Annotated in this window: 18 protein-coding genes; 9 read left to right on the top strand and 9 right to left on the bottom strand. The window is 55.6% G+C overall.

What is annotated here, in order from left to right; all coding sequences use genetic code 11:
- Positions 1-107: 107 nt before the first annotated feature.
- The 4 genes from NST84_RS25505 to NST84_RS25490 all read left to right on the top strand — a co-directional run bounded on the left by NST84_RS25505 (position 108) and on the right by NST84_RS25490 (position 4,084).
- On the top strand, positions 108-1,658 hold the full coding sequence (locus tag NST84_RS25505; RefSeq protein WP_342562895.1) for a glycosyltransferase: 1,551 nt from the start codon (positions 108-110) through the stop codon (positions 1,656-1,658).
- On the top strand, positions 1,655-2,932 hold the full coding sequence (locus NST84_RS25500) for a hypothetical protein (RefSeq protein ID WP_342562894.1): 1,278 nt from the start codon (positions 1,655-1,657) through the stop codon (positions 2,930-2,932). Before NST84_RS25505 ends, NST84_RS25500 begins: the two co-directional genes overlap by 4 nt.
- Positions 2,919-3,656 carry a glycosyltransferase gene (locus tag NST84_RS25495; protein WP_342562893.1) on the top strand — a complete coding sequence of 246 codons (738 nt, stop codon included), beginning with the start codon at positions 2,919-2,921 and terminating at the stop codon, positions 3,654-3,656. Before NST84_RS25500 ends, NST84_RS25495 begins: the two co-directional genes overlap by 14 nt.
- Before the next feature lie 251 nt (positions 3,657-3,907).
- Entirely contained in the window at positions 3,908-4,084 is a 177-nt protein-coding gene (locus NST84_RS25490; RefSeq protein ID WP_342562892.1) for a hypothetical protein, read from the top strand.
- A 755-nt stretch (positions 4,085-4,839) separates the two neighbouring features.
- On the opposite strand, the gene NST84_RS25485 is transcribed toward NST84_RS25490, so the two are convergent.
- From NST84_RS25485 to NST84_RS25470, 4 genes are all read right to left on the bottom strand, one after another.
- On the bottom strand, positions 4,840-6,798 hold the full coding sequence (locus tag NST84_RS25485; protein WP_342562891.1) for a glycosyltransferase: 1,959 nt from the start codon (positions 6,796-6,798) through the stop codon (positions 4,840-4,842).
- Positions 6,799-6,814: 16 nt separating this feature from the next.
- Positions 6,815-8,539: a glycosyltransferase family 2 protein gene (locus tag NST84_RS25480; protein WP_342562890.1), complete on the bottom strand. Its 1,725-nt coding sequence runs from the start codon at positions 8,537-8,539 to the stop codon at positions 6,815-6,817.
- Complete coding sequence (locus NST84_RS25475) at positions 8,536-10,623, bottom strand: glycosyltransferase family 2 protein (protein WP_342562889.1); 2,088 nt, start codon at positions 10,621-10,623, stop codon at positions 8,536-8,538. Before NST84_RS25475 ends, NST84_RS25480 begins: the two co-directional genes overlap by 4 nt.
- Positions 10,624-10,778: 155 nt before the next feature.
- Positions 10,779-12,326, bottom strand: coding sequence for a DUF6385 domain-containing protein (locus tag NST84_RS25470; RefSeq protein WP_342562888.1), 1,548 nt, complete (start codon positions 12,324-12,326; stop codon positions 10,779-10,781).
- 276 nt (positions 12,327-12,602) lie between these two features.
- Between NST84_RS25470 and NST84_RS25465 the strand changes: the two genes are divergently transcribed.
- The 4 genes from NST84_RS25465 to NST84_RS25450 all read left to right on the top strand — a co-directional run bounded on the left by NST84_RS25465 (position 12,603) and on the right by NST84_RS25450 (position 16,351).
- Positions 12,603-13,139: a hypothetical protein gene (locus tag NST84_RS25465; protein ID WP_342562887.1), complete on the top strand. Its 537-nt coding sequence runs from the start codon at positions 12,603-12,605 to the stop codon at positions 13,137-13,139.
- Between the two features lie 21 nt (positions 13,140-13,160).
- A complete protein-coding gene (locus tag NST84_RS25460; RefSeq protein WP_342562886.1) occupies positions 13,161-13,742 on the top strand; it encodes a hypothetical protein in 582 nt (193 codons plus the stop codon).
- Positions 13,743-13,885: 143 nt separating this feature from the next.
- Positions 13,886-14,545, top strand: coding sequence for an alpha/beta fold hydrolase (locus NST84_RS25455; protein WP_342562885.1), 660 nt, complete (start codon positions 13,886-13,888; stop codon positions 14,543-14,545).
- 105 nt (positions 14,546-14,650) lie between these two features.
- A complete protein-coding gene (locus tag NST84_RS25450) occupies positions 14,651-16,351 on the top strand; it encodes a glycoside hydrolase family 13 protein (protein ID WP_342562884.1) in 1,701 nt (566 codons plus the stop codon).
- Between the two features lie 4 nt (positions 16,352-16,355).
- On the opposite strand, the gene NST84_RS25445 is transcribed toward NST84_RS25450, so the two are convergent.
- Positions 16,356-17,363, bottom strand: a complete 1,008-nt coding sequence (locus NST84_RS25445) for a M23 family metallopeptidase (protein WP_342562883.1) — start codon at positions 17,361-17,363, stop codon at positions 16,356-16,358.
- 308 nt (positions 17,364-17,671) lie between these two features.
- Between NST84_RS25445 and NST84_RS25440 the strand changes: the two genes are divergently transcribed.
- Entirely contained in the window at positions 17,672-18,325 is a 654-nt protein-coding gene (locus tag NST84_RS25440) for a YutD family protein (RefSeq protein ID WP_342562882.1), read from the top strand.
- A 100-nt stretch (positions 18,326-18,425) separates the two neighbouring features.
- Here NST84_RS25440 and NST84_RS25435 read toward each other — a convergent pair whose 3' ends face one another.
- The 4 genes from NST84_RS25435 to ylbJ all read right to left on the bottom strand — a co-directional run bounded on the left by NST84_RS25435 (position 18,426) and on the right by ylbJ (position 23,487).
- Positions 18,426-19,871: a S41 family peptidase gene (locus NST84_RS25435; RefSeq protein ID WP_342562881.1), complete on the bottom strand. Its 1,446-nt coding sequence runs from the start codon at positions 19,869-19,871 to the stop codon at positions 18,426-18,428.
- Between the two features lie 72 nt (positions 19,872-19,943).
- Positions 19,944-21,110, bottom strand: a complete 1,167-nt coding sequence (locus NST84_RS25430; RefSeq protein ID WP_342562880.1) for a stalk domain-containing protein — start codon at positions 21,108-21,110, stop codon at positions 19,944-19,946.
- Between the two features lie 188 nt (positions 21,111-21,298).
- Positions 21,299-22,102 carry an NAD kinase gene (locus NST84_RS25425; protein ID WP_342562879.1) on the bottom strand — a complete coding sequence of 268 codons (804 nt, stop codon included), beginning with the start codon at positions 22,100-22,102 and terminating at the stop codon, positions 21,299-21,301.
- Positions 22,103-22,236: 134 nt separating this feature from the next.
- Positions 22,237-23,487, bottom strand: coding sequence for a sporulation integral membrane protein YlbJ (gene ylbJ / locus NST84_RS25420; RefSeq protein WP_342562878.1), 1,251 nt, complete (start codon positions 23,485-23,487; stop codon positions 22,237-22,239).
- Positions 23,488-23,563 lie beyond the last annotated feature (76 nt).

The following is a 23,563-nucleotide window of genomic DNA, read 5'->3' as shown; positions in this document are numbered from 1 at the left end:
GTGAACAGGCGGTAGCGGATCGTGTGTGCTGCAGATAACGGCAGCTGGAAGAAAATAGGGATATCACTGTAACCGGCTCATACACTATAGGTAGCAAAGTTTCTAAAATGATGGAGTGTGAACCGGGGATGTCTTATGATACTGAAGCTAAAGCGGATGCGGCCAGTCCGGAACGGCTGGCTGGAAGATACAGTTACCTTGAACGGGAAGGGCTGCTGCCGCTGCCGGCCAAGGATGGGGTGACAATTGTGGTCGAGCTTGCACATGAGGAATGGGCAGAAGAATGTCTGAAGCGGCTGCTGCTGCATTCCGGGCCTGCTGTCCGGGTGATCGGTGTAGCTGTGCAGGAGGATTTTGCGCTGCAGCCGCTGGTAGAACAGTTCTCCGCAGAGGCGGGGCTGTCCTTGCTTCCCTATGAGCGCGGAAGTTACCGGACGAATGAGGCCTTGGCAGATGCCCGGACCTCTTTTGTCGTGTTGCTGGAGGATTCTGTAATGGTTACAGCGGGCTGGCTGGGCGAATTGCTGTGGCCGGTCATTGATGAGCCGGGAACTGAAGTGGTGGCACCCCGTTCCGCGGCAGAGATGCGGGAGGGGAGGGAGGTGCTGCGGTTTGGCAACGACCTTGAACTGTCTGCTTATGTCCGTCACCAGCTGAGCCGCCGCCGGGGAGAATGGAGGGAAGCTGAAGTGCTGGGCGGACCCTGCCTGCTTGTTACCCGGGAAATCCTGCAGCGGACCGGCGGGCTGGATTTCTCGCTTGGTGAGCGGCGCTATATCATTGCCGACTGGTGCCTGCGTGCCCGGCAGCAGGGTGCAAGGCTTGTGCTCAGCACTGCTTCATATGTGCATGTGCTTCAGCCGCTGTCAGGCACAGCCGGGTTTCCGGGCAGTGAGGCACAGGCTGCGGAGGCAGAAGCGGGGCGGGCCTACTGCGCCAAATGGCAGCTGCCGGATGAGTCTCTGCACGAAACCGGCCTGCCGGTTCCGGCAGATCCTTCAGCATTGGAGCGTCAGCCGGTAATTCCGCTTGGCAAAGCCGCCGCGGCAGTATTGCCGCTTGTGACGGCAGTGGTATATTCTGAAGAAAAATGGCCGGCTGCGGCTGCGATTCAGCGCCAGCTTCTGCTGCAGGGGCAGCAGAGCTACGGGAATATCCGCTGGGTCAGCGTCCGGGACAGCTGGAGTGACAGCTCGCCCGATTTTCCCGTACATGAACAGGATACCGTTATTACGGTGCAGGGAGAGAAGCCGTGGCTGCATGCAATGGAGAATATTGCCGCTATGTACAAAAGCGAAGTGACCGTCTACCTGTCTGCCTCGGCCAGCTACGACAGTGAATATGTGACCCGGATCGTGAAGGCTCTGCAGCACAGCTCTGCATCCCTGATCGTCAGCGCGGCGCCGGGGCTTGCAGAATCTGAGCTGCCGGGCAATCCGGAGCGGGGGGCGGCCGCAGTGCTGCCGCTTGAGCGTACTGCGCATCGGGGCGGCATCATGCCGGGCCGGATTATAAAACGGGAGTTCTCCCGCCGCAGTCTGCTGCTTTGCCCGGAACCGGAGCTGGCGGTAGGTTACATTGCGGGGGGACCTGCTCCGGGAGAACGGGCCCCCGGCGATGACAGGGCTTTTGACGGAGAAGGGGGGACACAACGGTGAATTACATTATTTTCAGCGGAGTCCCCTGGGAGGAGTACAGCTACAAAAGGCTGCTGGAGGTGCTGCCGGAACGGGAAGATGTTATTTTTACCGGAAAAATGACTCCCCCGCAGCAGACGGACAGCGGTATCCGCGCATTATCTCTGGCTGAAGTCCACACGCTCCCGGCAAAAGATTACACGGTCCTCGTCTCCTCACCCTATTGGCTGCAGGATGTGCTGGCGCTTTCGCCCGGCTATATAGTAGCCCTGCTGGAGCGCTGTCCGGAAGGGGAGGACGGAAACCTGTGGGATAAATACAGCGGCCTGCTTGCCGCCAAAGCCGATCTGGTGGGAACGGCCTCGGAGCGGCTGTATCTGGAGCAGCTTTTGCGCCGTAGCGGTGTTGTATATCTCAGCGGGGATGACCCTTTGTCCTACGGGATGATCCGCAGAGGGGAGCGGTTATATTTTCTTGCGGATTTTGAGGCTGTGTGGAAAAAAGCGCTCGAACAGCTCTGGTGCCCTCAGGAGACAAACGCTGAAGAAGAGCCGTGGGCCAAAATTCAGCTCCGGCAGCGGGCCCGTTACTACCTGTCCATGTGTAAAAAGCTGCCGCAGCAGCCGACTGTACATTATCTCGCAGCGTCGTATTTGTATTTGCTTGGTGACGGGTGTGCGGCGGAGCTTTTGACACAGTCTTTTGAGCTGATGCTGCTGCATGATTATACGGATTGTCTGCATTCCCATTACCGTTTTTTCTCGGCGATCGAGGCTCGGCGCGGTAATCTGGAGCTGGCGGTCCGCCAGTATGAAATAACGGCTTTTACAGCTGAGGAACGGGCGGTGTCTGCACAGTTGCAGCATTGGCTCGAAAGCGGACAGCGCGGGCTGGTGCAGGCGGAGCTTTTCCGGATGAATGAGGACGGTGCTGCAGCGGTAAGGCTGTTGGCAGAGCTGGATGGTCTGGAGGCCAGGTCGCTGCTGCTGCTGAATTATATGGACGCCTTTCAGTGGGAAAAAGCACTCCTGCTGCAGCAGGAGCTGGAAACTACAGCCGGTGGTCCGGCTTCCGTAGTCCTCCAGGGAAGCGGCGCAGTCGCGTCCATCCTGGCCCAGATCCCGGTGGTGGAAGGAACGCTGCACCTGCTGTACGGAAAAAGGCATGCGGCTATCCGCAGTTTTTTGCGGGCGGCGGGGGCGGAGCAGGGGGCCCGCACGCTTTTTGCGGAAATGGCTGATCTGGAGGAAGCTGTCGGACGATTAAGGGGGAGAACAGCCGATGAGGACGTCTAAGCCGCTGCGCAAAACCGCCGGAAACCGCCTGACCGCGATGATGCAGGTACGCAATGAGACCGGACGTTATCTGGAGCAGGTGCTGGAGGAGCTGAGCGGGTTCGTCGATGAAATTGTTATTGTGGATGACGGCAGTACGGATGGTACGGCGCGGCTGTGCCGCTCTTTTGCCAAAGTCACGAAGCTGGTATCGCTGGAAAGCCCGCTATTCAGCCGGGAATGGGAGCTGCGCCAAAAGCTGTGGGAGCTCGCGGTATCCACGGAGCCCGACTGGCTGCTCGCGGTAGATGCCGACGAATTTTACGAGGAAGCGGCAAAGCGGGAGATGCGCCGGCTGATCGATCAGGATGCCTATGACTGGGTAGCCTTCCGGCTGTACGATTTTTGGGGCGGCACCACCCATTACCGCGATGACGAACACTGGAATATCCATACGAAGCATACCCGCACGCTGGTCCGCTATCTGCCGGATTATCATTATTTTACGCCGCGGATGAACCATCATGTGCCCCGGCTTCCGCTGTCCTATGCGGCCTTGCCCGGCTTCCTTGCCGAGCTGCGGGTGAAGCATTACGGCTGGGCGCTGTCCCCGGAAGAGCTGCGGCGCAAATATGAGCGGTATATGGATTTTGATCCCGAAGGCCTATGGGGCAGTCTGGAGCAGTACCGCTCCATCCTCGATGAGCACCCGCGGCTGGTGGAGTGGCAGGAGCGGCGGGGGTAGGCTGGTTTGGAGCTGGCAGGAGGCTGTTTGGGAGCTGGATAAAAGGCACTAGAAGGTGATAGAAAGTGAATAGAAGTCAAATAAAAACTAAATAGAAACTAAATAGAAACTAAATAAAAACTAAGTGTAAACTAAATAAAGGCGGGAAAAAGAGCACCCCTGGTCCGTTGCGGAGCGGGGGTGTTGCTGTGTTGCGGGGGGAAAGCTGGTGGGGGAGTGCAGATGTGAATGTTGGGCATGGGGTATGAAGTATGGAGTATGGAGTATGGAGTATGGAGTATGGAGTATGGAGTATGGAGTATGGAGTATGGAGTGAAGCAGATGGGCTTGAAGTAGGGATTACCGGTCGCAGTAAAGTAAAGAGCAAAATTGGACTGGATTTCTACGCCAAGGTGGAGGATTTATGCGCAGAGTTACTTGAAAGCTGATACGTAACGCTATCGAAAAAACTAGTTGGATTTTTGCTACTTAATTTCATTCAAATCCAACAATTTCATAATCTAAGTGGAAAAACGTCATCTATTCTGGGCTGTTTATCGCTCTGAGGACAGTTTTGACGGAATTAAGTGACGTTTTTCCACCTAGTTTCCTGGTTGCAGCGTTTAGCGGGAAATTAGGTAGCAAAAATCCACTTAGTCTGAAAATCATACGCGGGATGATGGGAAGTTAACGCAAGGTAGGTGAGCGGGACGAATTGGTTTGGAGTAGATGAGCGTGGCGAGCAGATTTGGAGTAGGTCAGTGGGGCGAGATGGTTTGGAGTAAGTGAGCGGGACGAGATGGTTTGGAGTAGGTGAGCGGGGCGAGATGGTTTGGAGTAGGTGAGCGCGGCGAGATGGTTTGGAGTAGGTGAGCGGGGCGAGATGGTTTGGAGTAGGTGAGCGGGGCGAGATGGTTTGGAGTAGGTGAGCGGGGCGAGATGGTTTGGAGTAGGTGAGCGGGGCGAGATGGTTTGGAGTAGGTGAGTGGGGCGAGATGGTTTGGAGTAGGTGAGCGGGGCGAGATGGTTTGGAGTAGGTGAGCAGGGTGTGCTGGTTTGGAATAGATGAGCGTGGCGAGCAGATTTGGAGTAGATGAGCGTGGCGAGCAGATTGGGAGTAGGTCAGCGGAACGCTCTGCCGCAGGGCCGCCGAGCGGCGAGGGGAAACCGCCGCCCAAACCTGCCGCCTGGGATGCGCCACACGTTAGCCTTCGCCGAGGGCGGACCGTACGAGCAGCAGCCTGGGGATGCTGCCGGCGGGCAGGGACTCTGCTGCAGCGCCGGCTGCCAGCTGCAGCTTGTGATAAGCAAGGCCGGTGAGCACGGCCTTGCTACCCGAGCCCCGCAGCGCTTGTTCAGCTGCGGGCTCAAGCCGGGGCAGCCTGCCGCAGGAGCCGGCTATGGCTGCATACAGCAGCCACTCCGCTGCGCCGGCAGGCGTGCCGTAATGGTGCTCCTCGTAGATGGAGCACCATTGCTCTTGTGCCGCGGCCGGTGCCTGCAGCAGGCTGCGCAGCACCGGCTGCGGCAGGCGCGCCCACTGCAGCCCCAGCCCCGCGCTGCGGTATAAGCTCAGCAGGCTGCTCCAGGCACCTGTCTGGAGCAGCAGCTGCGCGGCATAGGCGAGCTCGGCGGCAGCCGGCGGCGGCACAGCAGCAGGCTGCGCCGTGAACTCTGCCGGCAGCAGCCGGGCCACCGCCGGCAAGCCCGGGCGGCAGCAGGATAAGCTGCCGAGCCATTGCTCTGCGCCAGCCGCATCCCCGGCGCGGCAGGCAAGGGCCCAGAGATAGCCGTGGATAAACGGCTGCTCGGCCTCATGCTCCGGCAGCAGCCGCTCCAGGCAGGCGGCAACTGCCGGGAGGTCTGCCTGCTGCCGGAACAGCTCCGGCAGCACCTGCAGCACGCGCTGCACAGCAGCGGGCAGCTGCGCGGCCCCGGCGAGCGCCTGCAGCCAGCCGGCTGCCTGCGCGTTCAGCGCAGCCGGTACGAGCAGGCGCAGCGTGCCCGGCGAGAGTATGCCGCCGGCTGCCAGGGTTGCCGTGATGAGTGTCTGCTCATCACCGGACAGCAGGCAGAGCGGCGCAAGCTCTGCCCAGGCGGCAGTCAGATCCGGCGAGAAGCAGATAGCCTGCATATAGTTCGCCTTCGCTTCCTCATACAGATGCAGCCGCTCACAGACCTGCCCGGCCAGCAGGCTGGTACGGCTGGTGCCGCTGCCCGAAGAGGAGGGATATTTATGGGCTGTATTTCCGCAGCGCAATGCCTCAAGCAAGAGCCGGTAGGATGCCGCCAACGCGCCCTCCTCCAGCAGCAGCCGGGCATAGCTCTCCAGCAGGTCGGTAAAATCAGGGAACTTAGCAAGACCGTCACTGTAAACGGCCTTAGCATCCTGAATGCGTCCGGCAGACTGCAGGGCATAAGCGGCTTTAAGGTAGATATCTGCAGTATAACCGTGTCCGGTTACAGCTTCCCGCAGCAGTGGGAGCAGAAGATCTGCGGCAGATGCGTATTCCCCCTGCTGATAATACTCGGTGCCTAGCGCATACCGGAGAGAATAGCTCTGCGGGTCAAGCTGTAAGGCGGAATGGATGAGGTCCAGATTGCGGGAGGCTTTATTTTTGAGCAGCAGCTCCTCGTTCACATACCCGTAATGAAGGATAGACAGATCCGCATAAGCAATCCGGCCGCCCGGCAGCGCCCAAATACTGCTGGCAGCCTCCTCATGAATGGTCCCGTGAAAAACAATCCCCGGATCGTTTCTGAACAGCCGGCAGACGTTATCCGTGACATATTCCTCTCCGGCCCTGCTGCCCACATAATGAATAAAAGGCAGGAAATAGCCTTGAACCGCAGAGTTATCCAAAAGCTGCAGCATATCCTCCCTCCGCCAGCCGTCAGCAGCTTCATCCGCATCCAGGACCAGAATCCACGGGCAGGCGGCTTGGCGCAGAGTAATATTCCGGGCTTTGGCAAAATCATGCTCCCAGGGCACATCGATTACTCTGGCACCAAAGCTGCGGGCAATGTCCATACTTCCGTCAGTGGAGCCGGTGTCAGCGATGATGATTTCCGATACCAGCCCGGCTACGGAGGTTAAACACCGGCTCAGATGCCGGGCTTCATTGTTGACGATCATGCAGAGGGAGAGTGATGGAATATCCATGAAAAAGACCTCCTGTTTACTCACCAGTCCGGGGAAGCGGCAATATGAGCCGTGCTCTCGCTGCTGCAGGGCTGTAGCCGGCAGCAGCGGGCAGGGCGGCCAACGTCCGGTCGGCCAGCAGCAGCCAGGCGCGGCTGGACAAGGCTGCCGGACCTGCCGATGAAGGATCAAAATCCGCCCCGGCAGCAGCGGGATGGTTCAGCAGCAGGGTGATGTCCTGGTGCTGCAACGGGTCCGCCGGCGAGGCATTGATCTGCCGCAGCAAGCGTAGCAGGTCTGCAGCAGCATCATCTGCATCTGGCACTGCCTCATGCCCAGCGGGCACCTTAGCGGGCAGATGCGTCTTCGTCCCCCCATCCGCCGCTCCCGCGCCATCGTCCCGTGGCCTCATGTCCGTTGCCTCTGTATCTCCACTTAGCGTTTTCACGTCTGCTGCACTTGGCATATCGGCATCCATTGTCCCTATGTCTCTACCCGGTACTTCTGTCCCTGTGCCACCTAGAACCTCAGCTGCGGCCGCAAAACAGCCCTCTGCCAGCAGCAGCCCGGCCAGCCGGGACCTGTCTGCCGTCACTTGCGGAAGATGGGCCTCCAGCCAGTTGGCAAGCTCATGCTCACGGCCGGCGCATTTCATTATCCGAATCAGCCGCGCAAGGAGCGGAGCGGGGGCGGGATGAAGCCCGGCTGCCCTGGTGAAGCAGGCGGCCGCTTCGCCGGCTTCACCGGTTTCCTGGCACAGCTGCCCGAGCGCAGCGTAGGTCAGATAAGTACCTAACCCGGATTCGGTATGGTAGCCCGGGGGCGAAATACCGATATCCAGTGCTTGCCGGAACGCCTGCCTGGCCGCTGCAAAGGCTCCCGCCTGCAGCAGCAGAACCCCTCTGATATGGTGTAAATCGGGGTAATCGGGAAAAAGCTTGCAGCCCCGGATACAGGCATCCAGTGCACCTGCCTGGTCGCCGGACATGATCCGGCAGCGGACTTCATATTTGTACAGCAGGTGGGTGAAGCTGGTGTCCCGCTCTGCCTCAGCCAGCGAGAGCCGGATATGCTCCAGGGCTTGAGTGTAATCACCAAGCCGCATATATTCGACTGCCGTGTTGAACTGGTGAAAAGCATCCCGCGGGTTCAGCTTCAGCTGCTCTTTGAGCAGGCTGAGGTTGCGGCTGATTTTGTCTTTTTTGGCTACGACTCCGTCGGCATAGCCGTAGTGGTGAACGGTTACCGTACTCAGGTGCATGGCCGCTGCCGGAGTAGCCCCGACAATTACAGAAGCAATCTGCTCATGGATAATGCCGCTGAACCGGTATTGCGGGCGGTTGCGGAACATCCGGAGAATCGGATTAACCGTAATGACCGGTGAAGCATGCTCTGTCCCTTTATGATTATGGATCCGCACAAAAAACGCCTCATACTCCGTATGCTGCGCACACAGCAGCAGCTCTCCCTTGCTCTCCGCATCCAACTCCTCATCTGCATCCAGCACGAGAATCCATGTCCCCCGTGCCCGCTCCAGCCCGGCGTTGCGGGCGGCAGCGAAGTCTCCCGTCCAGGGAAAAGAGAGAACCCGCGCCCCAAAGCTGCGGGCAATGGAAGGGGTGGCATCTGTAGAGCCTGTATCGACGATGACCAGTTCGTCTGCGATTCCGTGCACGCTTGTAAGGCAACGGGCCAGGGTATCGGCCTCGTTCCTGACGATCATGCAGAGCGAGATCAGCGGTTTCCGCTGCAGCCTGCTCATGGCTTAGCACCTCCCGGCTGTCTGTGTCTGTCCCGGCTGGTGCGCCAAGGCGTGCGGTTCAGGACAGCGATGGCATTTTTGACTGCAGCCAAATCCTCCAGTACCGGCCCGTGAGGGTAATCTTTGCCGAAGCCTGCACGCACCTTTTCCAGATCGGCCGCAGCCAGCTGCAGATAACAGACCGATAGACCGGTACGTGCAGCGTCCTCCTGCCCCGTTACTGTGAGCGCCTGCTGAAACCAGCCGGCAGCCTGTTCATAATGGCTTTTGTCATACAGCATTTCCCCGATATAAAAAGCAATCCGCTTCCCCGCCTGTTCATCCCCTGCACCTGCAAGCTCTATAAAACGTTCTCCGGCTTCTTCAATCCGGCCTGCCTTATACAGCGCTACTGCCTGCTCAGCTTGATGAACAGACGAGAGCCCGGCCAGCGCTTCAGCAACCGGATCCAGGTGCAGCTTGACCGCAAGGTGAATCAGCTCTGTCAAAAGCAGAGATAACGCCGGATCTCCGGCTAGGTCTCCAGTAAAGTCTCCAGCAAAATCTCCGGTCATTTCCCCGGCAGGATTTTCGGATTTCCTGACCAGCAGCTGATTGATCTTGTGCCAGGCGCTCCGATCGCCTTTTGGCATAGCAGCCAGCTGATTGTTCTGCAGCGTTAAACCCTGGCTCCAAAGGCACAACGCCTCTAGCACACGCAGGTCCTGCAGCAGTCCCGAATCTGTGTCTCCGGAAGTAAGGAGATCCCGGCCGCTGCGGATGAGCGACAAGGCCGTGTCCGGATTCCCCGTAGCCATCCATGCGGTGCTTATCGGCAGCAGCGTCTCTTTTTCCAGCGGGAATTCCCTGTGCGGCAGACCGCATATTGCTTCAAAAGCTTCTGCTTCATACAAGGTCCCGACAATCGCTGCTCTTCCCGCAGGCTGATCACCCGGAACCAGCTGCTGCAACAACGCGGCAATATCGCTGTCCGGTACGTCGAGGGAGCGAAAGGCTGCAACAATTCCTGACAGTGCCGGAGCGTACAGTGCAAAATGCTGCAGTGAACGGTGAAACAGCCTCGCGGCCTCCTCCGGTTTTCCCAGCTGCCGGGCGATTTCCCCCATGCGATGCAGCGGGCGGAAGGTGGAGATTCCCTGCTCGCTGACGTATTTTTCCTGAGCAAGGGTATTCGCTGAAAGTGCCTCAGCATGCTGATAAGCCTGAAAAGCGCGCTCCGGCAGCCCCTGGCTCTCCCAGGACTGGCCCTGCAGGTAATGCAGATCCGGGTAGTCACTGTACCGTTCGAGCTCCCGGGCCAGCAATGCGTCTATGGCGGTCATTTTACCGGCGGACTGAAAGATTTTGCCTAAATCGCGGATCATTGCCGGACGGTACGAGGCCTGCAGCGGAGCACGGTTCAGGGTGTGGCGCAGCAGTTCTTCCGCCTCCTGCAGCAGTCCGGTCTGACAGCAGGCCACCGCCAGATTGTAGCGGTAAAAGTCATCCTCCGGATGTTCTGCAGCTGCAGTGCGCAGGAGCTTTAAGTTGCGTGCCGCTTTATTTTTCTGCAGCATGATCTCAGGTAAATATCCGTAATGTACCAGCTGGACGGAACTATGTCCGATCACTGAAGTGCCGTGCCTGCTGATAATTGCCTGATCTATACCCTCGTGGATTTTGCCGGAATAGCGGTAGCCCTGTCCACCCCGGAACAGGCGTACAGCCCGGTGGTGCAGGCGTTCTTCTGCCCGGCGGCCGAGCAAATTGTCTATGCTGACGGTAAAAGCCTCGACTGTAGCGCCTATCAGCAGCTGCCGTATTTTTTCCAGCGGAGTGTTCAGCACCTCATCGGCATCAAGGACCAGAATCCAGTCGGCTGTGGCGTGGGCGAGTCCGGTATTACGGGCTTTTGCAAAATCATCCTCCCATTTGTACTGCAGCACTCTGGCCCCATAGGCTTCAGCGACAGCTATCGAATAATCCTCCGAACCGGTGTCTACGACTATGAGCTCGTCAGCTCCGGCGACACTCTGGAAACAGGCTGGCAGCAGCGCGGCTTCATTGCGGATAATCAGATGAACTCCAATTGTAGGTCTGTTCACGAAGCTTCCTCCTTAGCAGGCAAAATAATGGTTTCTGCGGCAATCAGCCGTCTATGTCCGGCCTATGTATCCGGTGAAAGGTTACCAGCGGAAGAAAAGAGCACATGAGGAACCATGTACTCTTTTGCCTCTACAGGATATGACAGACGACTTGCTTACGTTCCCTGGGCGTCAAAAATGACATTAATCGTTGAAGCTGCACCCGGTGTTGCCGATTGATACGAGAGACGGGTGTATTTGAGGAAGCGGGCCGGCACAATGACATCTACCGAACCGGCAGGCAGCGGATTATCTCCGGTGGTATCGACAAAATAGTTTGTTCCATCCGCGCTGATCTCCACCCGCGTGTTCACCGGATTGGGCCCGGTATTCAAGATGAAATAGGAGTAGGTGCCAAGCACGCTTGTTGTATTAGCCGGCAGAGGCGTGTAGGCATCAGCGGTCGGGATGGCCAGTGTGGCCTGTTCAATAAAGCTGCGCTGTGAAATGGAGGTTACACTGCTGAGCGTACCGGCAGTAATCGTAGCGCCAAGCACGCTGGTAATCGTACCGTTTAACAGATTGGTTACTGTACCGGCAGAGGTCAGCGAACCGGCAGTGATGGTAGCTCCGAGCACACTGGTGATTGTACCGTTTAACAGATTGGTTACTGTACCGGCAGAGGTCAGCGAACCGGCAGTGATAGTTGCGCCAAGCACGCTAGTAATCGTACCGTCAAGTAGGTTGGTTAATGTACCAGCGGTAATTGTAGCTCCGAGCACGCTTGTGATCGTACCATTCAAGAGGTTCGTTACTGTGCCAGCGGAGGACAATGTACCAGCGGTAATCGTAGCGCCAAGCACACTAGTAATGGTCCCGTCAAGCAGATTGGTTACCGTACCAGCAGTGATGGTCGCGCCAAGCACGCTGGTGATCGTGCCATCCAAGAGGTTAGTTACTGTGCCAGCAGAAGACAATGTACCAGCAGTAATGGTAGCGCCAAGCACGCTGGTAATCGTACCATCCAAGAGGTTAGTTACTGTGCCAGCAGAAGACAATGTACCAGCAGTGATGGTAGCGCCAAGCACGCTGGTAATCGTACCATCCAAGAGGTTAGTTACTGTGCCAGCAGAGGACAATGTACCAGCAGTGATGGTAGCGCCAAGCACGCTGGTAATCGTACCATCCAAGAGGTTAGTTACTGTGCCAGCAGAGGACAATGTACCAGCGGTAATTGTAGCCCCAAGCACGCTGGTGATGGTCCCGTCGAGCAGGTTGGTTACTGTACCAGCAGAGGACAGTGTACCAGCGGTAATTGTAGCTCCAAGCACGCTGGTGATGGTCCCGTTCAGAATGTTGGTTACCGTACCAGCGGAGGACAATGTACCTGCAGTAATGGTAGCCCCAAGCACGCTGGTAATGGTCCCGTTTAGAATGTTGGTTACCGTACCAGCGGAGGACAATGTACCAGCGGTAATGGTAGCGCCAAGCACGCTGGTAATGGTCCCGTTTAGAATGTTGGTTACCGTACCAGCGGAGGACAATGTACCGGCGGTAATTGTAGCGCCAAGGACACTGGTGATGGTTCCGCCCAATATGACGGTGGTCAGGTTTCCGCTTGTGTCTGTAGTCAGCGGCAGATCATTTAAGGTGGACGGGTCCCGGCCAAAAATCAGCGTACGCAGATTATCCGGGTTGGATTGAAACGAACTATAATTCGGCACAGTGGTTCACCCCTTGTTCATAGATTAGAATGCTGCAGGACATGCTCGGACAAAAGACCCAAACCGTCGTCTGGGTCTTAGTCGGAATAAGCTCTGCATAATAAGGCCGAAAGCCTGTACGGATGCAAAATAAGCCATTCGAATGGTGTGATATTAATATATGGGGAGGAAAAGAGGATGCTTAGGCGACACGGTTAAAAATACGCGGATTTTTAAACAACCTGTAGCTGCCGGCGGCATAAAATAAAAGTATTCTCGTAAGAGGGAGGCAGAAGGATGCCGAATGATGCTGTTTTTAATCAGAGCGGCCAGCCGTTATATACGGAACAGGTCAATACCTATATTGCTCCGGCGATTGATTCCTTTCCGGAATCTGATGCGGCTATGTCCGGTTTGCTGTTTGCCATTCCGTTTGCCTCTACCATTACTACAGCGGCTCCGCTGGTGATTCAGCTGTTCAACCCCGTGGGCAGCGGGCGTACAGCTTACGTCTCGCGGGTAACCGCAAGCTCGGCTACAGCGGCAGTGACGCTGTCCCTGCTGCGCAATGCGACGGTTACAGGTACGACAGGGACAGCGGTCAATTTCAATTTCGGAAGCAGTGTGACCAGTGTGATGACAGCCCGCACCTCCACAGCGGCACCTACGGGCTCACCGGGTACCCTGGCTTCACTGCTGCTGGCTGCAGGTCCGCTCATCGTTGATTTTAACGGACGGATCGTTGTGCCTCCCGGCAGCTCCCTGACAATCTCCATAACGATCGCTTCAGGAAGCACAGCCGCAACCGGCTCCATTAACTGGTGGGAATATTGAAACGGGAAAGGAGGATATCCAGTGCCTAACCAATATGTGTTTAATGACAATGATCAGCCGCTGTTTGTGGAAATGACTAACACGTTCCGGTCCCCGGATATCACGGCTCCGCCCGAGATGGGTGCTTCGGAGAGCGCGGTTCTGTTCTCGGCCAATGCCTCCGCCAGTGCTACCGTTATTCTCAGCCTGATTTCGGCGATTATCTCTGTGCGGATCAATAACCCGGCCGGCAGCGGCCGCACGGTATACATTTCGCGGATTACCGGCAGCATCGGCGGTTCTTCCCTGCTGTCAGCCATGTCTGGTAGCTTTACCATTGTAAGAGGGGGAACGTTAACCTCGCCCGCCACCCTGCCCCCGGTAAACAATAATCTGGCCAGCGCAGCTGCGAGCAGTATGACCGTGCAGTCCTCCACGGCGGCTGTCAGCGGAGGGACGGTGCTGAACAGCTACCAGCTGGCACCGGGCAGCTTCACGCAGTCGTTCACGGGCAGTATTGTTGTGCCCCCCGGCAGTGCGCTTAGCGCCAATGTAACCTCCTCCAGCTCCGCAGTGGGGTTAGTTATCACTTCGGCCCTGAGCCTGACCTGGTGGGAGGCCTGACCTGATTCAGCAGGAACACTTCATACTACCGGCGCTACTAAGCCTTGACGATGGAATCGTTGAGGCTTATTTTGCATTAATTGGATACAATGAAGCATAAGTGCAGCGTCTGCTGTATATTCCCGGAAGAAAAGAGGCCTGTTATGGACAGCTGTTTATTCATTCACGGCTTTACCGGCGGAGAATATGAGATCTCCCCGTTATCACAGTTTATGGAGCGGAATGATTACCGTTCACGGACCTTTACGCTTAAGGGCCATGGCGGCGGCAGGCAGGAGCTCAAGCAGTCCGACAGATTCGGCTGGCTGCAGAGCGCTGAGGAGGAATTGAACAAGCTGCTGGAGCAGCAGGAGCCGGTGCATCTGATCGGATTCTCAACCGGTGCGCTGATTGCCTCCCATTTGTCTGTACAGTACCGGACAAGCGTCAAGTCACTAACTCTGCTGTCAGCACCTGTCTTCCCGCTCAACCCGCTGGAGATCCTGAGAACACTTGGCGATCCGGCGATGCTCCGTAATTATTTCAGCAAGTTTGGCACTACGCCGCCTAAAGCAACCCGGGAATTCCAGCGTCTGGTCCGCGAAAGCTTTGATATCTATCCGCAGATTACAGCTCCAACCCTGATTGTGCAGGGGACAAGGGATCATCTGGTAAAGACCAAAAGTGCAGGATATCTGGAGCAGGCGATTCCGGCGGGACAGAAGCAGGTGCTGATGGTCAAAGACAGCGGTCATATGGTGTGCCATTGCGGCGATCAGGAACGGGTAATGCAGGAGGTGCTGCACTTTATCCGGCAGGCGTGAACTTTGGAAGCGGTCGCGGTTGGGAATTGACAACATATACAGCAGATGGTAATTTCAAGTTAGAGAAACCGGTTTCCCTGACGGAATAAAAGGAGAATGTAAAATATGCCAACAAGCTGGTTCTTCCACCATACTGCTGATGATCCCTTTGCCTTTCCCGCCGGAACAGGCGCACTGAAGCTGCGACTGTTCGTACCCGCCGGCCGGCAGCTGAGCTGCACCGTCATTCATTCCGACCGCTATGATTCGCCCGGGAGTGAGCAGCCGCTGCTGATGGAGCGGATCGGCTCAGCCGGAGCTTATGAGATTCATGAAGCAGTTATTCTGACCGAAACGGGCAGATGCCGTTATGTGTTCCATGCGGCTGATCCGGCGGGAAATTATGTCTGGTACGGAGAGCGGGGAACGGCCGTAAACCGGGAGCATGCCGGAGCTTTTCAATATGCCTATATGCACCGTCCCGAAGCGCTGTCCTTACCGTCATGGAGCAGCGGGACGGTTGTGTACCAAATCTATCCCAGCAGCTATAATCAAGGCACCTTGCAGGGTATTACGGATAAAATCCCTTACCTGCAGGAGCTGGGTGTAACAGCCATCTATATGACTCCGATTTTTGAATCCCCCTCCGAGCATAAATATAATACTTCCGATTATTACAGGATTGACCCGGCCTTCGGAACGGCAGAGGATCTGAAGAAGCTGGTGGAGGAAGCGCACCGGCACGGAATCCGGGTGCTGTTGGATGCGGTGTTTAATCATGCCGGAGATACTTTTTTTGCGTTCAGGGATGTACTTGAAAAGGGGGAGGAGTCGCGTTATAAAGACTGGTTCTTTATCCATTCTTATCCGGTCAGCCGTCAGCCGGTTCCAACCTATGAAACCTTTGCCAAAGCCGAAGCACATATGCCCAAGCTGAACATGGATAATCCTGCAACTGCTGATTACATGATTGCTGTAGCAAAACACTGGGTACGTGAGGCAGGAATTGACGGCTGGCGGCTTGATGTGGCGAATGAGGTGAACCCGCAGTTCTGGACACGGCTGCGCCGGGAGCTCAAGGCGGAATTTCCCGAACTGCTGCTGATCGGGGAGATTATGCATGCGTCAGGCCCCTGGTTAAGGGGCGACCAGTTCGACGGCGGGATGAACTATGTGCTGCGGGAAGCGGTGCTGGAGTTTTTTGCGCTGCAGTCGGCCGGACCGGCGCGCTTTATGGAGCAGCTGCTGCATATAGAAGCACTGTACAATGACCAGGCTAATTCAGCTATGTTCCAGCTGCTGGGCAGTCATGATACCGAGCGTTTTTTAACGGCCTGCAAGGAGAATGGACGCGGCTGGGACCGGCAGGGAACCGCACTGGCCCGGATGAAGCTGGCTGTCTTTTTTCAGATGACTTACATTGGTATACCGATGATCTATTACGGGGATGAGGCGGGTATGGAGGGGGCGACTGACCCGCACTGCCGCAAGCCGATGTTATGGCAGGAACAGGACAGGAACACCGGGCTGTTTGAATGGTACAAAACGCTGATTGCTTTGCGCAAACAGCATCTAATCCTGCAAAACGGCGCATTCCGCCCCTGGTTCACAGATGAGGTCCGTGGGGTCCTGGGGTTTGTGCGCCGCCTGGAACAGGATAAAATCGCTGTTCTGATTAATAATTCACCTAACGCCTACCAGCTCGAGCTGAACAGTATCCGTTCTGACAAAATAGTGCTGACCGATCTGATTAGCGGGCTGACCATCCGCAATGCCGGCAAAATGATTGTAGAGCTTGAGCCGTTCGGCTGTATGCTGCTGTATTAGGCCTTTATTTGATTTTCTTGGTTTTGCGGGCCCGGTACTCCTGGTTCTCCCATTGCTTCAGCAGCGGATACGGGTCAAAGGCCCATTCCGTAATGCCCCGGTCACGATAGATGCCGTAGTGCAGATGCGGCGGGAACTTGCCCTGGGTTCCCGGGCTGCCGTAGCCGGAGCTGCCGACCCAGCCGATGGTCTGGCCCGGTGTTACAATATCCCCGCGTTCAACAGACTTATCATAACCGGATAAATGGGCGTAGTAATGGTAGCGGTTTTCGATATCGCGGATGCCGATCCGCCAGCCACCGTAGCGGTTCCAGCCCTTGGTCTCGACAATGCCGAAGCAGGTGCTGCGGACCGGCATTCCGTTCGGGGCGAACAGGTCTGTCCCTTCATGAATACGTGCTCCCCCCCAGCTTCTGCCCGTTCCCCAGGTACTGCGGTACGAATAGGAGTTGCTGAGCGGCAGCGGAAAGGCGCTGCCGGCCAGATCAAGCCGCCCGAAATGCTCGTACAATTTGGCGAACTGTCCAACCCGCTGGGCGGCACGGCCGTTATGATAATATTCCCAGATGCCGATACTGAAGTCGCTGGCAGAGGTGCCGTATTTCAGCAAATGTCTGGCCATGCTGTAGAGCAGATCCGCATCGTTAGCCGGGTCGGCGATGCCGTCTCCGGAGCCGTCTACACCCATCCCGCCAAAAAAGGAGATGGATTCCGGCGAGGTGTCACCCTGATCCGGATTCAGCGGTCCGGACCATACCGGAGCAGGGATCTGAATGCCGGTAATCCGGGAACTATCCGGAGCTGAAGTGCCGGATTTCTTCTTAGCGATAGTCCGCTCGTATTGGTCAATGGCAGCCAAACGGAACCACGGGATTCCGGTCGCTGCACTCATCTGTTCATACAGTTCTTTCCGCGCAGCTGCCACATCTGCTTTGCCGGCTGCAGGTGAAAGGCCGGATTGCACTGCCGGAGCAGAGGCAGCAGCAGCTGCCTGGCCCGTACTACACAGCATGAAGGCTGCGGTCAGGCACAATAGGGTTCTCCATCTTGCTTTTCTTTTGCACAGGGCCAGCATGTTAACTACCTCCTACATAAAATGAAGCCTTGAACCGGAACGGTCCGCTGCCGGATGCTTTTGTTATAGAGTGAGGCAAACCGCTGCATTTTATCCGCTTCTGTCTAAAGGTACCAGCATGCCAGGTTTCTTTCCGGCCAGACAAATTTCACAAAAACAGGCAAATACGTAGTTCACATGCTATAATATGAGGCAACGGCTATACACATTGAAACTTTTACAGTTGAAAGGCAGGCGACACACGCTTGATCGTTATAGGTGGAAAAGGCTACGAGCTGATGCTCGATCATAAAGACGGCTGGAACCCGGAGGCATTCCGCGGGCGATACAGCGAAGTGCTGGACCGTTATGATTATATTATTGGTGACTGGGGCTATAGCCAGCTGCGGCTAAAGGGCTTTTTCCGGGATAATCATCCTAAGGTGAACCGGGATACGGCAATTTCCGGCATGGTGGATTATATCAATGAATACTGCAACTTCGGCTGCGCTTATTTTGTACTGCATAAATTAAAAGAAATGCCGAAAGAAGGGGAATTCAAGGATATTCTGATCAAGGAAGCTCCTGAACCGGCTTCAGCGGATTCTCAGTCAGAGCAGACGGAGACGACGGAACCCGCGCCGCAAGTAAGAGTGCACCGGGAAGGTCCCAAGAAATCTGCAGACCGTAACAAGGACGGCGGCTCAGGCAAGGAGCACGGAGGCAAAGAACGGCCCGTGCGTGAGCATCAGAGCCGGAATCACCGGAATAAAGAGGCGCAGGGCAAGAAGCACCATAAGGATGCCCAGGGCAGACAGCATAATAATAATCACAACCAGAATCAGCCGCAAAACCAGAACCAGAACCAAAATCAGAATCAAAACAAGGACAAGGATCAATCGAACAATCCTGCCAATTAACCGGTATCTTTCGGAAATAAGTAGAGTCATGAACAAAGAGCATCCCGGCAGCCATTCTGAATGGCTGCCGGGATGCTCTTTAAGTTAAGGAGAAAATCTATTATTTTACGGATAATTTCAGCTGATTGGCTGTTGCGTTATAGCTCCAGGTAAGGGACGGGAATTTCTTCGCGAACGCACTTACATCAATCAGAGTTTCACTATTCTTGGATACCGCTTCTTGGGAGGCCAGTGTGAATCCGAAAGCTTTGCCGGCTCCGTTTGTAAATACAGCTTTTTTGTTCTTGGAATCCCAGGTAAGATCGCTTTCTACAAGTGCAGCAAGCACGCGTGCTGAAGCATATACCTTGTTATTCTGTTTCAGCAGTCCGAGGTTTCCGGCAAAAGCATGACCATTTACATCCAGGATGTGGTTGTCACCTGCCAGTGTAATTGTAGTCAATCCGGCAATCCGCAGAGCGGTAACCAGCTGTGCTGTTTTGCTGCCATCAATTTCGATGTCAGGTGCGAGACCGATATGGTTAAAATCTTCTTTATTCGGGGTCAGATATTTCATTGTAGTCAGCTTCAGCATATCACCGTTTGATACAGGCAGCAGGCTCTGAATCCGGGCTTTACCGTAGGAGCGCGTACCGACAATGGTTGCCAGCTTGTTATCACGCAGGGCGCCGGTCAGTGCTTCAGAAGCGCTGGCTGTGTACTCGTTGGTCAGGACAACTACAGGTACACCGATTTTGCTGCCTGCAGTAATGGTTACCGGCGTAAGGGCACCACTCTGGTCAGAGGTGTACATCATAATGCCGGAATCCATGAACATCGAGGCGATGTTATAAGCGGAATCCATGTAGCCGCCGGTATTATCGCGGAGGTCGAGAACCAGCGATTTCATTCCGGCAGTCCGCATATTGGCGAGCACCTTGGCAAATTCCTCATCAGCGGTCTGGCTGAAGCCGGTAAGGGCGATATAGGCGGTATTCCCGCCAATAATCTGGCCGGTAACCGATGCGCTGGTGATGGAATTTCTTGTTACGACAATGGTTTTGCTGGCTCCGTTTCTGCTGATCAGCAGGGTAACCTTTGTTCCGGCTGCGCCGCCGAGCTCATCGCCGGAGGTGTCGCTGATTGCTACACCATTGATTTTTACAATTGTGTCTCCGCGCTTAAGTCCGGCTTGCTCAGCCGGTGAACCTGGCAAAACTTCCTCAATGTATAGCTCTTTGGAAGTAGGAATGTACACCATTCTGATGCCGATTCCGACATATTCCAGATCAACCTGATGTTCGAATTCAGCGGCTTCCTCTTTGGAGAAATAAACGCTGTAGGGATCTTCCAGGGTATTAACCATTCCGTCAATAGCGCCGCGGATCAGTGTATCCCGGTCAACTCCCTCTACATTATAAGCTTCCAGATACTGCATGATTTCATTAATCAATTCGTTAGTAGAGGCTGCTTGTGTATTGTCCGCTGCGAGGGCTGCCGGTGAGAACAGGAGAGACATGGCCAGACAGCCGCTCACGACAGCAGAGATTAATTTTGCCGGTTTCATAAAATAGATGCACCCTTTGAATTTATTTGTTGTTGCTGCAATGCAGCAATAGGAACCAGGAGGTGTCTTTGCTTAATCAAGATAGTAGAAATCATCAATCGTCCAGCCGCCCGCCGGAGTCTGATAGAAGATGAACAGCATGGGCTGCTCTACGCTTTCACCGGTCTGGGCATCCTTAACCGTAGTTTCCGCATAGATGGCTGCCTCACCGGAAGCGTAGTAATAAATATTGGAATTATTTAAAGTGTAGCTGAGATCAGTCTGATCAAAGAATTCCTGCAGCGATTCTTTAGTATCCGTATCGTAATCTTCACCGTAGGTCGACATGAGGGCCATTACGGCATCGGTATTTTTAGCCGACATCGCCTGGAAATATTTAGCGAGATTATCTTTAATAGCAGTGGCATGGCCCTGCACAATGTCGACGGTCTTCATGGCCTGCTCTTTGGTTAACAATACCGTTCTGTTCTCAACGGAAATATCGTAAATCTTCCATACCCCGTTCTTGCGGACAAGACTGTACAGGTATTCGCTCCGTTCGTCAGGCAGATAATATCCGCCGGTCCGGACCTCTTTTTCAACCGTGTAGGCAGTAGCCTCATCACCCTGGATGCTGAGCACCTTGAGGGCTTCGACCGTTGTTTTGATATCATAGTTCTTGAAATAATTATTAAGCGAGCTAACCTGGTCAGTAAAGGTGTCTGCATCATCCATAAGGCTGTAGTAGCTGACGGCTTTCTCGTCATTGTAATACTGGATTGCCTGATTAATCAGTGCTGTGATTGCCTTTTCGTCGCTTGCTGCGGTGGATACTGCAGTTGTAATCTGCACGCTTCTGCTGGAAGCATTCCAGACTGCGGAGCCGCCGGTAGCCTCAGCGACAAAGCGGAGGGGGATATAGGTTGTTCCGTTGCTGGATACAGGGGCAACTGTCAGCTTCTTGACTGTGCCGTTGACGGTGGCCAGCTTGCTGCCAATCTTCAGTGAAATGGTGAGGCTGTCGCTTGTTCCGGTGACGGTGCCGGTTGCAGCATCCCAGAGTACCTGCATGCCAAGCTTTTCAAATACGACCCGGAAGGGCACCAGTACGGAGTTGTTGTCGAGGTAAGGCGCGCCGGCAGGGAAGGTAAGATTAGTGCCGTTAACATAGACGGAAATCGGCTTTTCGGCGGCAAATGCCGGGACCGCAAGAGCGAGGGCCAGCAGACTGGTCCCGAGTATGGCAGATATTTTTTTCAATTCATGTTCTCCCCTTTATGAGTTACAAACTCTATGTAAAATAGGTTCATTATACCATTTGATTTTTCTTGCTGTCTATCAATTACTGTCAGTGATAATAGAAAAGTTTGTAAAATTTTCCGCACGTAAAACAGCCGGGACTGCTGTTATTTCCCGGCTGTTCAAAATCTTGCTGAGGTCAGACGCTTCTAGATCAGAAAGGCTTCACGGACACGGTTCCAAAATGGGAAGGGGCGGTATCTGGCAAAGCTGATTTTTTTGTCTGATACCTGGCAGCGCACGGAGATCAGATCATCGACAGGAATGTTAATGTGATCGACCGTCAGCAGCAGGCGCTGGTTTTTGCGTGAAAAAATGTCGCAGTGATGGTGCTTGGGCAGCAAAAGCGGCGAGCCCATCGTGCGGAACACGCGGTTGTTGATGGAGGCAATCTCGGAAATCTGCAGCGCATCAATGGAAGGATGCATCATGGCACCGCCCAGGCTTTTATTATAAGCAGTGCTGCCTGACGGTGTGGAAACGCACAATCCGTCGCCGCGGAACATCTCAAAGTTATCGTCATTGATGTCCACCTGGATGACCACTGTCCCGTCAACACCCTTAAGCGTGAATTCGTTCAGTGCAATATGGGAGGTGGACCCGGACTTCTTATGGATCTCCAGCTCAAGCAGCGGGTACCGTACGATACGCGGCTTGTGCGGGGGCAGATCTGTCGTCCCGCACATATGGTCGATCAGGGCAGGCAGCTCTTCCGCCTGCCAGTCGGCATAAAAGCCCAGATGCCCGGTATGCACACCGACAAATGCAAGATTAGGGATCTGATCAATAAACGTGTGAAAAGCATGCAGCATGGTTCCGTCTCCGCCAATTGAAATGACGATTTCCGGGGACTCGGCATCCAGTACCAGGCTGCGCTCCGCCGCCAGCTTGTGAAACTGCTCCGCAAGTTTGATGGACAATTCGTCTCCGCGGTCCAGAACATAATATCTCAAGATGTACAGGCTCCTTTGTATGTTTCAGTCATACAACGATCATAATCAATCTTGAACTGGAACACAATATAAGGGCCTGCAAAGAATCCCGGCCGGCGGTGTAGAAGAGCTTGCACCTGGGGCTTGCAGAGAAGTCATGACTGCCGCAGGCGCTGCGCCAGCTGCCGGAGCAGCCAGACGAGCAGCGTCAGCAGCAGGGCGGCTCCCAGCAGCAATACGAGCAGAAGAAGGCTGGCGCCAAAGGCCGGGCCGGACGATGCCGTTAATCCGGCGGTAACCGGCAAAGCGCTGAAGCCTGCAGAAAGTCCCGAGCCGGTAACCGGCTTCCAGATCACCAGCAGCAGGATTGCCGACAGCAGGCCGTGGACCAGCCGCGCGGCCAGGAAGGGCAGATAGCGCAGCCCGGTGCCGTTCAGTATACTGGCTACCTGGGCGTGAACGGACAGGCCTCCCCAGGACAGGATGAAGGCGGCCGTCGCTGCCTTGAACTGCAGAGGGATTGAGGCTGCTGCTTCGCCGGCCGAACGGGCGCCGATTGTGACTTCAAAGAATCCGCTGGCCAGCGCTGCCGACAGCTGCGCAGGAAATCCGGCCAGGGACAGTACGCCGCCCAGCACACTGAACAATACTGACATAATGCCTGCGCGGGTAAGCAGCTCCATCAGGACATTGAAGAATACAACCAGTCCGCCGACGACAATAATAAGCTGCAGTGAGGACTGGATTGCGCTCTTCAGCAGCTCCCCGAAGCTCCGCCCGTCCCTGCGCCGGGCTTCAGCCATGGAGCTTAGCGCCAGGCGGAGCCGTCCCCGCTGCTGCTGAGGCTCCGCCCTGTCATGGACTGCTGTCGGCGGTTCCGGATACTTGTCCCCCCGGCCGTGAAAGGACATCAGCAGGCCGACGATTAATCCGCTGCCATAATGGGCAAGGGCCAGCACTAGCCCTAACGAGGCATCGTGGAAAAAGCCGACAGACACGGCACCCAGCAGGAATATCGGGTCTGAGGAAGTGGTGAAGGCAACCAGCCGCTCCCCTTCAGCCCGGCTTACGAGCTGCTGCTCGCGCAGCTTCGCGGTTAGTTTGGCGCCGACGGGGTACCCGGACACATAGCCCATTGCCGCCACAAATCCGCCGCTGCCGGGGATGTTGAACAGCGGGCGCATCAGCGGGTCGAGCAGTGCCCCGAACAAGTGAACCACGCCGAAGCCCAGCAGCATTTCGGAAATGACGAAAAACGGAAACAGCGAGGGGAAGAGCACGTCCCACCAGATGGACAGCCCGCGCAGCGCTGCGGCAAGGGTCCCTGACGGGTACATCAGCATCAGCACCATACAGCCGGCCAGAAGAAGGCCCAGCAGCGGACTACCAAGCTTTTTAAGAGTCATCAGCAACGCCTCCCGGTCTATTTTTAGTTGTATGCGGACAGCAGGACAAACAGCACAAAAAAAACCGGAAAGCGGT

The sequence above is a fragment of the Paenibacillus sp. FSL R7-0345 genome (genome assembly GCF_038595055.1).
Taxonomy (GTDB): domain Bacteria; phylum Bacillota; class Bacilli; order Paenibacillales; family Paenibacillaceae; genus Paenibacillus_AQ.
Note: the sequence above shows the minus strand (reverse complement) of the source record. Positions and strands in the feature narration are given on the sequence as shown.